This is a genomic window from Streptomyces sp. NPDC034111, from assembly GCF_055575375.1.
Map to the genome: position 1 here is coordinate 353,916 of NZ_JBVIST010000002.1, position 12,365 is coordinate 366,280.

The following is a 12,365-nucleotide window of genomic DNA, read 5'->3' on the forward strand; positions in this document are numbered from 1 at the left end:
AGGCGGTGGGCTGATGTGCCGTCATCTGGCTTATCTGGGGCCGGAGATCCCCTTCGGTCAGGTCGTGCTGGACCCGCCGCACGGGCTGTACCGGCAGTCGTGGGCGCCGCGCCGCCAGCAGCACGGCACGGTCAATGCGGACGGGTTCGGCGTCGGCTGGTACGCACCGGGCGATCCGGTGCCCGCCCGCTACCGGCGGGCCGGGCCGATCTGGGCCGACGAGCAGCTGCCCGACCTGGCGCGGGTGGTGCGCACCGGGGCGCTGCTGGCCGCCGTACGGGACGCCACCGTGGCCGGGCCGGACGCCGAGGCGGCCGCCGCACCGTTCGCCGCCGGACGCTACCTCTTCAGCCACAACGGGGCGGTGACCGGCTGGCCGGACTCCCTCGCGCCGCTGGCCGCCGAGCTGTCGCCGAAGGAGCTGCTGCGACTACAGGCCCGCTGCGACGCGGCGTTCGTATGGGCGCTGGTCCAGCACCGGCTGGCACGCGGCGACGAGGCGGGCGACGCGCTGGCCGACACCGTCACGGCCGTCGCCGGGGCCGCCCCCGGCTCCCGGCTCAATCTGCTGCTCACCGACGGCGCCACCATCGCCGCCACCACCTGGGGCGACACGCTGTTCCACCTGGCCGTTCCCGGCGGTGGCCGGGTGGTCGCCGCCGAACCGTACGACGATTCCCCCCACTGGACCGAGGTCCCGGACCGCACCCTGCTGCGCGCCACCCGGACCGATGTCCACCTCACCCCGCTCAAGGAGCCCGCCACGTGAGCCCGCTCAGCATCACCCGCACCCTCCCTGCCGACGCCACCGCGGCCGCGCTGCGCGCCGATGTCGCCCAGGGGCTGTCCCGTACCCCCAAACAGCTGCCGCCGAAGTGGTTCTACGACGCCCGGGGCAGCGAGCTGTTCGAACAGATCACCAGGCTGCCCGACTACTACCCCACCCGCGCCGAGCGGGAGATCCTGCTCACCCGCGCCGACCACATCGCCGCGGCGACCAATGCCCGCACCCTGATCGAGCTGGGGTCCGGCTCCTCCGACAAGACCCGCCACCTCATCGGCGCGCTGACCGGGCTGGACACCTATCTCCCCATCGACGTCAGCGAATCCGCGCTGGCCGCGGCGGGCGAGGCGCTGCTCACCGAGCATCCTGGGCTCACCGTGCACGCTCTGGTCGCCGACTTCCAGCAGGGCATCGAGCTCCCCGACACCCCCGCCCCGCGGCTGCTCGCCTTCCTCGGCGGCACCCTCGGCAATCTGCTCCCCGAGGAGCGGGCCGCCTTCCTGCGCTCCGTCCATGCCCTGCTGTCGCCGGGCGACGCCCTGCTGCTCGGCACCGACCTGGTCAAGGACGAGGCCACGCTGGTCGCCGCGTACGACGATCCGCAGGGGGTGACGGCCGCCTTCAACAAGAACGTCCTCCAGGTCATCAACCGCGAGCTGAACGGCGACTTCGACCCGGAGGACTTCGACCATGTCGCGCTGTGGAACGCCGAACAGGAGTGGATCGAGATGCGGCTGCGGGCCCGCCAGGATCTGACGGTCAAGATCCCCGGGGTGGATCTGGCGGTGGCCTTCGCGGCGGGTGAGGAAGTGCGCACCGAGGTCTCCGCGAAGTTCCGCCAGGAGGGCGTATGCGCCGAACTGGCCGCGGCGGGAATGGAGTTGACCAACTGGTGGACCGACAGCGCGGACCGCTTCGCGCTGTCGCTGTCGTTCCGCGCCTGATACGGGGCGCATTCCCGGCCGGTGTGCAGATCGGCACACCGGCCGGGTGTCATGTCCGCGACTGGTGTGGTTCGATGCCCCGACCGGGCGCTCGTACGGGTCGGCCGTGCACCGCGCAGATGTGAGGGGCAGGGGAAGCGGCATGGGGCTGGGGCTGGACCGTCGGGGATTCCTCAGGGGCGCGGCCGGACTCTCGGCCGCCGGGCTGCTGGCGGGCGTCGGCAGCGGGCAGTTCACGGCCGGCGCGGCGGAGGGCCGCCCGGCAGTACGGTCCGCGCCGTCCGTACTCTCCGTACAGGACTGGATGTCGGCACTCCCCGACAGCACCCCCGTCCAGCGCCTCACCCTCCCCGGCACCCATGACTCCGGTGCCCGGATCGGCGGCCCCTGGGTCGCCTGTCAGAACACCCCCGTCGACGCCCAACTTGTCTCCGGCATCCGCTTCCTGGACGTCCGCTGCCGGGCGATCGACAACGTCTTCGCCATCCATCACGGCGCGTTCTTCCAGGAGCTGATGTTCGGCGATGTGCTCAACGCCTGCCGCGCGTTCTTGCGGGCGCACCCGTCGGAAACCGTGCTGATGCGGGTCAAGCAGGAGTACTCGGAGGTCAGCGCCGAGGAGTTCCGCCGGATCTTCACCCTGTACCTGGACGACAAGGGCTACCGCCCGCTGTTCCGTCTGGAGGGCGATCTGCCGGCACTGGGGCAGGCCCGCGGCAAGGTCGTGCTGCTGGCGGACTCCGACGGCCTGGGCGGCGTCCGTTACGGCGCCCCTGAACTGTTCGACATCCAGGACGACTACATGGCGGAGCCGTTCGGGAAGTGGCCGAAGATCGAGGCCCAATTCCGCAAGGCCGTCACCCAGCCCGGCAAGCTCTTCGTCAACTACGTCAGCACCGCCGCCCTGCTCCCGCCCCGCTCCAACGCCGACCGCCTCAACCCGCAGGTCAAGTCCCTCCTGGAGGGCTCGGAGGGCAGCGCCTGGACGGGCCTGGGCATCGTTCCGATGGACTTCCCCAACGAGTTCGGGCTGGCCGAGACGCTGATCCGGCACAACGTGGCGGGGCGGCGGATACGGCTGACGGCCTGAGCGGGAACCCGCGCGCGGCGCCCCGCGTTTTCTCTGCATGATGCGCCTTCTGACGAGCCCGCTGCTGGTACTGGTGCTCGTGATACCGCTCTTCGTGCTGGCGGCGCTGCGGCAGTCCGCCCGCTGGGCCCAGCAGCGCGGGCTGCTGCCCGGCAGGGGCAGGGGCAGCGCACCGGGAAGCCGCGGAGTGGGCGCCACGGCCACGGAGGAGCTGCATGCGCTGCTCTACCCCGGCAAACGGGTCCAGCTGGAGCAGCGCCGCATCGTGCAGGTGCTGCGCGATGACGAGCAGGACGGTGCGCCAAGGAAGACCGGGATCGACCTCGACGGCGGCACGGCTCGGGTCACCCGACCGGCCTAACGGGGCGCGTCCGGACGGCGCTGCGGTACGGCCTGGTCCGCGCCGGCCCTCCAGAACGGCGGAGGACAGAGGCGCCGGGCGTCCGGGGGTGAGCCTCTCCGGCGCGCTACGTCCCGCGGCCCGCGGCGATCCGGCCGGGTGACCCAACCAAGACCCGCCAGCCTGCATCAGACTGGGTGAAATGTCTGGTTCCGGTGCCGCCCAGTGTCCCGAGGGGTGTGCCGGCTGATGCGGCGAGGCGGCTGTTGGTGGAGACGAGCGAACGCGGGACCGCACCGGAGGCCGACGCCGGCGGGGCGGCCCGGTCCGCAGGCGCCGCCGGGGCGTGGACGGCCGGTGACTGCCCGGAGCCCGGCGGGCCGCCCTGTACGGGCCGCGGCCGGGCCGGCGTTCCGCTCCGGGTGACCCTGGCGCTCGGGGCGCTCACCGTCGTCGTGGGCAGCACCGTGCTGGCGCTGGGCTCCCCGTCGCGCGATCCGTTCCTGGCCGCCGGGGACAGCGCCACCGGCTCCTATCTCGCGACCCGCGCCGACGGTGAGCAGGCCGCCGAGGCCGTGCTCGCCGGGCCGTACGAGGAGCGGCCTGGGCCCCCCGTGACGGCCCGCCGCGGCAGCGGAAAGACGGCCGCGCTGCCGGCCTCCCGGCCCCTGGCGGCCGCCCCTGCGGCCCCCGCACCGGCGATCGGTGCGCTCTTCTCCCCCGGTGACGACGGCGACCCCGCACACCACTGCACGGCGAGCGTGGTGCACTCCCCCACCGGGGACCTCGTCGTCACCGCCGCACACTGCGTCCACGACGAGGGCTTCCGCACCCGGCTGGTCTTCGCGCCCGGGCTGCACGACGGGACCGTGCCGTACGGCCTGTGGGTACCCACCCGGATACTGGTCGATCCGCGCTGGATCAGCGACCGGGACCCCGACCACGATGTGGCCTTTCTGCGGGTACGCAGAGCAGGGCGGGCCACCGGCCGGATAGAGGACCTCACCGGCGCCGAGCGGATCCGTTTCGACGCCCCGCCCGGGCGCCCTGCGCTGCTGACCGGCTACCCCGCCGACCGGGACACACCGGTCAGCTGCCGGCACCGGGCGGAGGCCCAGGGGCCGGCCCAACTGCGCTTCTCCTGCCCGGGTTTCCCCAACGGGACCAGCGGCGGGCCGATGCTCACCGACCTCGACCCGGCCACCGGCACCGGCTCGCTGATCGGGGTGGTCGGCGGCCTCGACGAGGGCGGCGACGACCTCACCTCGTACAGCAGCCGGTTCGGCAAGGACGTCGCCGCGCTCTACCGCCGCGCGACCGCGGAGCCGGCCCCCACGCCGGGCGTCAGGCCCCGCGTGACACCACGGTCTTGAGGACGGACGGCAGCGGGTACCAGTCCGCTGTGGCGAAACTGGCATGGGCGGCGGCGAGTTGGCCGACCCGCGCCCGTGCCTGTGCCTCGGTCGGGCGGGTGCCGTCGATCACCGGGGGAACGTTGTGCGCGTCGGTCATGATGAGGAGGTAGTGCCGGGTGTCGTACCAGGCGGTGTTGACCGAGCCGTTCAGGTACGTCGCGGCATCGCCGTCGAAGGCCACGAACCACGGGCGCAGCGCCGGATCCGCGTAGCGCTCGCGGGGGTCACCGGGCGCGGCCCCGTGCACCGCGGGGAAGGCCGTCGACTGCGCCAGCTTCCCGGCCGCCGCCAGGTTCTTGAGATGCGTCGCGTACTCGACGTCGGTCCACAGCTTGTCGAACGGGTTCTGCTCCTCCAGCGTGCCGGGTATCAGCTCGAACAGGAACTTCCCGGAAAGACCGGCCCGCGAGGGCCAGCCGCCGGCCCGTACCGCCTCGTCGGGCGTGGCGTGCCCGGCCGTGAGGTTGCCCGGCCCGTACACCGCATCGCCCAGCTTCTGCCGCACCAGCGCATCGAACTCGGCCGGGCCGCGTCCGCCCTTGGCGTTGAAGCCGTCCTTCATCTCGACCTTGACCATGATGGGCCGGTGGCCGGGGTGCGCATCGTGCCAGGCCTTCATATCGGCGAGGCAGCCGCCGAAGTCCCGGTTGCGGTCCTTGGTGCGCAGCTCCGTGGCGTTGGCCGCGCCCTCGCAGTTGTTGTTGTTCCCGAGCGGGTTGCTGTGCGAGACCCGCCAGGACCGGCCCAGCCCGTTGGACCAGAGGTCGAGTTCGAGCAGCGCGGCACCGGAGTCCAGGGCGTCCGCGAAGTAGGGATACTTCTCCTTGTCGTAGGCGTTGTGGACGCCCACGGACGTACTGGCGTCGTACGTCATGGCGGCCGGCTCGGCGGCCGCCGACGCGGTCACCGCCATCACCGCCGCCGCCGCTGCGGCCACCGTCCCCGCGCACCGCTTACCGTTCATGAGCCCCGCTTCCCCTAGATCCTCGGCCGCCCGGCGCTTGCCGAACGCCCGCCCGACCGGCGGTCATCCGGTCGATCGGGCAGCAGCGTACGGGAGTTGGGGGCGGGCGGGGCCCCTGAGTTGGATGGCGGGCAGCAATCGGCGAACATCGTGATCAACTTGGGGAGGAACCATGTCCGACAAACGCTCCACCGACCGCATATCGCACATCGGTCTGCCGCTCGTGGCGGCCGCGCTCACCGGAACCGTCGCGCTCTGCATCACCCTGGTCGCCTTCGGCAATATCACCGACTTCGACACCAACCAGCAGTTCGTCCGTCATGTCCTGGCCATGGACACCACCTTCAAGGACCCGGACCTGATGTGGCGGGCCATCACCTCGCATGCGCTCCAGGACGCCGCGTATCTGGGGATCATCATCTGGGAGACGCTTGCCGCGCTGGTGCTGCTCACGGCCACCGTGCTGTGGGCCCGCGCCCTGCTGCGCAACGACACCCCCGCCCGGGCCCGGTTCTTCAGCACCATCGGCCTGCTGATGGTGCTGCTGCTGTTCGGCGCGGGCTTCCTCGCCCTCGGCGGCGAGTGGTTCGCCATGTGGCAGTCGAAGACCTGGAACGGGCTGGACGCCGCCACCCGCAACGTCGTCCTCGCCGGGCTCACCCTGCTGACCGTCCATCTCCCGGCGTCGGACAACCGGCCCGCCGGCCCGCGCTGACCCTCCCGGGCCCCTGGATCTCCCAGAACTGCTGGAGCCCCTAGAACTCCTCGAAATCCTCGAACACCGCTTCCCAGAAGGGCGATTCGTCGACCGTCGCGTCATGGCTGCGCATCCGCTCACGCAGCTCCGACGCGGCGGCGCGAACCACCTCGGCGTCGTCCGCCTCCAGTCCGTCCCTGCACTCGGCTATCAGCCCGAGGAGGACGGCCAGGTCGGGCAGCGACCAGGCCGCGGCGCCCCGGTAACCGGCGCCGTGGTCCCAGCCGTTGGGGTCGTAGTGGTCGATGCCGCCGTTCCGGCCGTCGAGCATCAGCATCTGGTCGGACCACGTGCCCACCGAGAAGCAGAAGTTCACCGGGGGCGAATCGTCATCCGGGTAGCGGTTCCCGTACAGCTCGTCGGCGTCGAACGGGTGCAGCGCATCGCCGTCGTCCGTCAGCAGATGCGAGGCATCGAAGTCGATGGCGCCGATCCGCACCGCGGGGAATCCGACCGTGGTCAGAAACTCGCGCGACTCCTGATGGGTCAGCTCCTCGGGCAGCTCGGCCGCGGCCGGCCGCCACAGTGCGCCCGCACCGAACCGGGCCTCCAGCCAGGCCACGTCCGGTACCCGTGGCGTCTCCTCGGTCGTCATTCCCTGCACGGTGTCTGCCCCCCACGTGACGAGCGGCCCCCTGCCGCTCTTCCTGCACACAGCACACCACACGGGTCTGACAACGCCGGCCCGGCCCTCCTCACCACTCGATCCGATAGCCCGTCAGCCAGTTGTCCGCGCCCGCGCCGCCGCGCTCGGCGCCCTCCGTACGGGACGGTCCGCCAGGGGCGCCCGAAGCGATGCGCCGGGCCATGCCGCCACTGGCGGCGACGACCTTCTCCACCCGGTCCCTGCGCAGCTTCTCGTACGCGGCGAAGGCGCTGTGCGGATCGGAGCCGTCGCGCAGGCACTTGGCCAGGACGATGCCGTCCTCGATGGCCATGGACGCGCCCTGGGCGGCATTGGGGGCGGCGGCGTGCGCGGCGTCGCCGAGGACGACCATGGTGTCGGTGTGCCAGGTCGGGGTGGTGGCGAGGTCGTAGGCGCTGGAGACGACGATGCGGTCACCGGTGGCGCGGACGAGGGCGGCGGGCGCGGTGCCGGCGGCGAAGAGGTCGGCCACCCGGGCCCGCCAGATGTCGGGGGCGGTGACCGGCGAGGCGGCCCGGTCCAGCTCCGTACCGGGGACGTTGGCGAACCACCAGACCTCGCCGTCCGGGGCGCGGGTGCAGCCGAAGAAAGCCCGCTCGCCGGAGATCATGGTGTAGGTGTCCGGAGAGAGCGGGACCTCGGCGGCGTCCCGGGTGTAGCCGCAGACCGTGTTCTGGCCGGTGTGGCGCGGTTGCGGCGCGTCCGGGTCGATGAGGGTGCGGGTGACGGAGTGCAGGCCGTCCGCGCCGATCAGGAGGTCTCCCTCGGCGCTGCTGCCGTCGGCGAAGGTGGCGACCACCCGCTTGCCGCCGGCCGTACGGACCGTCTCGGCGCCCACCAGCCGCTTCCCGTGCCGTACCGCGATCCCGCGACGCGCTGCCTCGGCGTGCAGCACCTGATAGAGGGTGGCCCGCCGCAGGGTGCGCGGGCCGAGGCCCTCGCCCTGTTCGGCGCCGGCGATGGGGCGCTCCCCCAGTAGCGTGCCGTCCGCGCCGAACATCTCCACCCGCTGTGCGGGGAAGGAGTTGTCGACGACGGGGCCGTGGGCGTCGATCACCCGGAGCGCTTCGAGGCCGTTGGCGAAGACGACGAGGAAGGCGCCGACGTCGTCCGCGCCGGCCGGGTACGCCTCGAAGATCTCCGAGGCGATGCCCGCCTTCTCCAGGGCCATCGCGGTCACCGCCCCCGCGATGCCGCCTCCGATGATCAGGGCCTTGGTCATGCTGGTGTTCCCCCAGTCGGACCGCCGGACGGGCCGCGGCCGGCGAGCGGTGCGGCCCCTCCGGCCGCACCACCCACCTTGGCCCCGTCGGGCCCGGGGATCCAGTCCGCCTGCCGGACCGGGCGTCAGCCCGCCGCGTACACATCCTCGATGTAGCGACCGGAGGCGGTCAGTTCGCGCAGCCAGGCCTCGGACTCCTGCGGGGAGGCGCCGGTGTGCGCGGCGTGCACCTCACGGAAGGCGGCCCGTACCCCGGGGGCCATCCGGCTGCCGTCGCCGCACACGTACACCCGCGCCCCCGCCTGCAACAGCTCCCACACCTCGGCGGCCTCGGCGGCGATCCGGTGCTGGACGAAGCGGTGGCCGTGCTCCGGGCGCTCACTGAAGACGGGGCGTACGGAGAGGACACCGGCGGCTTCGGCGGCCTCGAACTCCGCGGCGTGCAGGAAGTCCGCCGCCGGGTCGTCGCAGCCGAAGTAGAGCCGGGCGGGCGCGGTCCGGCCGGCGGCGACCCGGTCCGCGACGGCGCCGCGGAAGGGGGCGAGCCCGGTGCCTGCCGCGACCAGGATGACGGGGGTGTCATCGGCCGGGTCGAGGCGGAAGGCCTCCCGGCAGGGCTGGACACGGGCCAGGACGGTGTCGCCGGGGCGCAGGGTGTGCAGATGGGTCGAACCGGTGCCGCCGGGCAGCAGCGAGACCATCAGGTCGGCGTGGCCGGCGTCGACGGCGGGCGAGGACGAAATGGAGTAGTGCCGGGTGCGCAGCGGCGGCAGCAGCTCCAGGATGGCCGGCCAGGGCAGCGCACCGCGCAGCGCCGGGTGCGCCTCGACGAGCTCGATCAGGGTGCGCGGATCGTCCTCGGTGACGGCTTCCAGGGCGTGGCGCTCGGGCGGGCAGGGGTTGTGCGCCGCGAGCACGGCGAGCTGCGCGGCCGTCGGCCGCTTACCCAACTCCAGGTGGTGAGTGAGGAGTTGGCGTACGGTCAGGGGCCGGTCGACGGGCAGGGTGTCGCGGCCGGGCCGGCGCCCTGCGTGCAGTGCAAGGACGGTGTCGAGGTCGACGCCGAGGGCCTGGGCGGCCCGTTCTACGGCGACCGGGGCGTTGGCCGGCAGCACGGCGAGATGGTCCGCGGTGCGGTAGGTGACGCCCTCCGGCAGCGCGAGCCGCAGGAACCGCTTGGGCCGCGGCCAGTCCTGCGCGGTCAGGTCGTAGGCCTCGGTGACGGTCATCGGGGTGAGGTCGTGGCGGGCGGCGAGCGCGTCCAGCGGACCGCCGGTGACCTCGGTGACCGTGTAGCCGGTGTCCTCGGCCTCCGGTGCGCTCGCGCCGATGCTGGCGGGGTCGCCGTACCGGGTCAGCAACTGGGTGCGCAGCGCTGCGGCGAACTCCTTGACGGTGCCGTTCAGATCGCCCGAGGCGTCGGCCTCGGCGCGGGGCAGCAGCCGGTGGCCGCCGAGCGCGGCGAGCCGGTCGTCGATGAGGGTCGGTATGTGCTGGTAGGTGGCGGCCCAGTTGCGGTCGCCGACGCCGAGGACCGCGTACGGGAGGTCCGCGGCAGCCCCGTCCCGCGCGGTGTTCAGCCCGCGGACGAAGGCGGCCGCGTCGTCGGTGGGCCGGCCGTTGTAGGAGGCGGCGACGATGACGACGGGACGGTCGGCGGGCAGCCGGCCGGCGTAGTCGTCCAGCGGCGCCACATCGGTGCTGAAGCCCAGCCCGGTGGCCTCGTCGGCGAGCCGTGCGGCGAACTCCCGGCAGGTGCCGTAGTTGCTGCCGTGCAGAAGCAGCAGGCCGGCGCCCTGGGGGACGCGGGTGGGCAGGGCGTCGTCGGTCGCTGCGTCGTCCCCGGGACCGGCGGTGGTGCCGGGGAGTACGGCCAGCGCGGCGCGGACCGTGGCCCGGTCGGCGGGCGTACGGGCGGCCAGGGTGAGGGTGAACCCTTCGGGCTTGAGGGTCAGCGTCTCCTTGATGCGCAGCCGGTAGTCGCGGTGGTCGATCAGCCGGTAGCGGTGCGCGAGCAGGGCGAGCAGCATGGTCGCCTCGTGCAGTGCGAACTGCCGCCCGATGCAGGCGCGTTCACCGGTACCGAACGGCTTGTAGGCGTGCGGCGACCGGGCCGCCTCGGCCTCCGGGCTGAAGCGGGAGGGGTCGAACAGCTCGGGGTTGTCGCCCCACACCGGGTCGCGGTGCAGCATCGGGGCCAGCACGGTGACCAGCGCACCGGCCGGCAGCGGGTAGCGGCCGCCGAGCAGGGTGTCCTCGCGAGCCTGACGGGTGAACGCGGCGGCGGTCGGCCACAGCCGCAGCGCCTCGTTGAGGACCTGACGGGTGAACGGCAGCCGGCCGATGTCCTCGAAGGAGGGGGCGGGGTCGGCCTGGTCGCCCCACAGCTCGTCCGCCTCGCGCTGGACCATGCGCAGCGCGAGCGGGTCCTTGAGCAGGTGGTGGAGGGCGAAGGAGAGCGCGCCGGAGGTGGTCTCGTGGCCGGCGATCAGGAAGGTGATGACCTGGTTGCGGATGTTGGCGAGGTCGAGGCAGGGCCCGCTCGGCCGGGTGCCGTCCTCCTGGTCGCGGGCGCCGAGCATCAGTCCGAGCAGGTCGTCGTCACCGCTCTCGCCGCTCGCCGTACGGGCGGCGATCACCTCGTCGACGACGGAGGCGAGGTAGTCCGCGTCGGCCCGGAAGGCGGCGTCCTCCGCCGCGTAATCGCCCTCCGGATCCCGGCCGAACTTCCGTCCGCTCCACTGAAGACAGCGCACCATCGCCTCGACGAACGGGTGCGCGCTGTCGCCGCGGGAGAACGACTCGAAGTCGAAGCCGAACCCGGCCAGCCCGATGGTGTCCAGCGTCATCCGGGTCATGTCCTCGGCGACCTGCACGGGGCTGCCGTCGGCCATCCGCCGGTCCCAGGCGGCGATCACCCGCCGGGCGGCCTTGAGCATCGCCGGGTGGTACGTCCGCATCGAGCCGAGCGCGAAGGCGGGCATCAGGACCTCGTGCGCCTTGGCCCAGTTCGGCTCGTCGTTGTAGGCGGTGAACAGACCGTCCCCGGCGAACTCTCTGACGTTCTCCAGCACCACCGAGATGCCCTTGGCGAAGCGGGTCTCGTCGGCGACCTCGGTGACCAGGTCGAGCGAGGTCACGAACAGCGTCTCACGGTCGCCCAGCCTGCGCTTGAAGACCGGGCCGTGGATCCGGGCGAGGTCCATGGCCTGCTGGATGGGCGTCGTGGTGAGGCCGGTCGCCGTGATGTCGGCGACGGGTATGCCGTCATCGGCGGCGCGTGCGGCGCTGTGGAGCGCGATGGTTTCGGTCATGTTTCCAGCGTGCGGTGCCCGGCGGGCAACTCGCGGCCCGGCAACTGCATGATTGTGCAGTGGTTTTTCGCTGCCGGCTCTTGCGCGCGAACGGGGAATGGGGCAATGGACGACAGGGCACGTGACAGTGTGTTTCTTGACGGTGTGACACGTGCTGGTGCGCCGGACACGGAACCGGCGGCCGTCTCCAGGCCGCCCTGCGGAGGCGGCTACGCCGACCCGGCCGGGCCGTACGCGGGCGGCCCCTGGCGCAACTACTTCCTGATCCTGCTGGACCGTATACCGACCCCGATCGCGGTCTGCCGGGCCGACGGTGAGGTGATGATCGCCAACCCGGCGATGGCCGAGCAGTGGGGCGCGCCCCCCGGGCAGCTGCGCGGCCGCAATCTGCTGGACCTGTTCCGGCCGCGGGCCAAGGAGCAGCTGGAGCGGATCGCCGAGGCAGTGCGGCTGGGCCGCCGGTCGCGCTATCCGGTCGAGGTGCACTGGCGGTCCGCGTCCGACGGGTCCGAGCGGGAAGGGGAGCTGACGGTCGATCCGGTCGGCGATCTCTCCGTGCAGCCGCCCGCGCTGCTGGCGCTGCTGCGGGTCGGCGAGACCGCCCCGCCGCCGGCGCCCCCGCGCGGCACGGCGAGCCCCGTGGAGGCCCGGATCCTGGCGCTGGCCGCCGGGGGTGCCACCACGGCATCGATCGGTACGGCACTCGGCCTGACCGTCGACGGGGTGAACTACCACCTCACCCGGCTGGCCCGCCGCTGGCGCGTCCAGGGCCGTACGGCGCTGGTGGCCAGGGCGTACGTCCTGGGTGTGCTGTCGGCGGAGAGCTGGCCGCCGGCACCGGCCTGAGCGGGGGCGAGCGAGGCCCGGACGGGCCCGGGGCTCCGTCAGC

General features: G+C 72.9%; 11 protein-coding genes. 7 read left to right on the forward strand and 4 right to left on the reverse strand.

The annotated features are described in order from the left end of the window. Positions 1 to 13: 13 nt before the first annotated feature. From egtC to ACZ55A_RS07350, 5 genes are all read left to right on the forward strand, one after another. Positions 14 to 769 (forward strand): ergothioneine biosynthesis protein EgtC, encoded by a 756-nt coding sequence (egtC, locus tag ACZ55A_RS07330; RefSeq protein ID WP_468835613.1) that lies wholly within the window; start codon positions 14 to 16, stop codon positions 767 to 769. After that, positions 766 to 1,728 carry an L-histidine N(alpha)-methyltransferase gene (egtD, locus tag ACZ55A_RS07335; protein WP_468835616.1) on the forward strand — a complete coding sequence of 321 codons (963 nt, stop codon included), beginning with the start codon at positions 766 to 768 and terminating at the stop codon, positions 1,726 to 1,728. The genes egtC and egtD overlap by 4 nt, the downstream gene beginning before the upstream one ends. Positions 1,729 to 1,870: 142 nt before the next feature. Next, entirely contained in the window at positions 1,871 to 2,818 is a 948-nt protein-coding gene (locus tag ACZ55A_RS07340) for a phosphatidylinositol-specific phospholipase C (RefSeq protein ID WP_468835618.1), read from the forward strand. Positions 2,819 to 2,858: 40 nt separating this feature from the next. Further along, positions 2,859 to 3,179: a DUF6191 domain-containing protein gene (locus ACZ55A_RS07345; protein ID WP_468835621.1), complete on the forward strand. Its 321-nt coding sequence runs from the start codon at positions 2,859 to 2,861 to the stop codon at positions 3,177 to 3,179. A gap of 248 nt (positions 3,180 to 3,427) precedes the next feature. Beyond that, positions 3,428 to 4,531, forward strand: a complete 1,104-nt coding sequence (locus ACZ55A_RS07350; RefSeq protein ID WP_468835624.1) for a trypsin-like serine peptidase — start codon at positions 3,428 to 3,430, stop codon at positions 4,529 to 4,531. Here ACZ55A_RS07350 and ACZ55A_RS07355 read toward each other — a convergent pair. Beyond that, positions 4,503 to 5,537: a phosphatidylinositol-specific phospholipase C domain-containing protein gene (locus tag ACZ55A_RS07355; protein ID WP_468835626.1), complete on the reverse strand. Its 1,035-nt coding sequence runs from the start codon at positions 5,535 to 5,537 to the stop codon at positions 4,503 to 4,505. The two genes, ACZ55A_RS07350 and ACZ55A_RS07355, sit on opposite strands and share 29 nt — an antisense overlap. A gap of 172 nt (positions 5,538 to 5,709) precedes the next feature. Here ACZ55A_RS07355 and ACZ55A_RS07360 point away from each other — a divergent pair, with 172 nt between their 5' ends. Then, positions 5,710 to 6,252 carry a DUF2165 domain-containing protein gene (locus tag ACZ55A_RS07360; protein ID WP_468835629.1) on the forward strand — a complete coding sequence of 181 codons (543 nt, stop codon included), beginning with the start codon at positions 5,710 to 5,712 and terminating at the stop codon, positions 6,250 to 6,252. Positions 6,253 to 6,292: 40 nt separating this feature from the next. Here ACZ55A_RS07360 and ACZ55A_RS07365 read toward each other — a convergent pair whose 3' ends face one another. From ACZ55A_RS07365 to ACZ55A_RS07375, 3 genes are all read right to left on the reverse strand, one after another. After that, complete coding sequence (locus ACZ55A_RS07365; protein WP_468835631.1) at positions 6,293 to 6,889, reverse strand: SUKH-4 family immunity protein; 597 nt, start codon at positions 6,887 to 6,889, stop codon at positions 6,293 to 6,295. A gap of 100 nt (positions 6,890 to 6,989) precedes the next feature. Continuing rightward, a complete protein-coding gene (locus ACZ55A_RS07370; RefSeq protein WP_468835634.1) occupies positions 6,990 to 8,162 on the reverse strand; it encodes an FAD-dependent monooxygenase in 1,173 nt (390 codons plus the stop codon). A 125-nt stretch (positions 8,163 to 8,287) separates the two neighbouring features. Then, the gene (locus tag ACZ55A_RS07375) at positions 8,288 to 11,476 is read right to left on the reverse strand and encodes a bifunctional cytochrome P450/NADPH--P450 reductase (RefSeq protein WP_468835637.1); all 3,189 of its coding nucleotides are present in this window, start codon (positions 11,474 to 11,476) and stop codon (positions 8,288 to 8,290) included. A gap of 144 nt (positions 11,477 to 11,620) precedes the next feature. Between ACZ55A_RS07375 and ACZ55A_RS07380 the strand changes: the two genes are divergently transcribed. Then, positions 11,621 to 12,322, forward strand: coding sequence for a PAS domain-containing protein (locus ACZ55A_RS07380; RefSeq protein ID WP_468835639.1), 702 nt, complete (start codon positions 11,621 to 11,623; stop codon positions 12,320 to 12,322). Positions 12,323 to 12,365 lie beyond the last annotated feature (43 nt).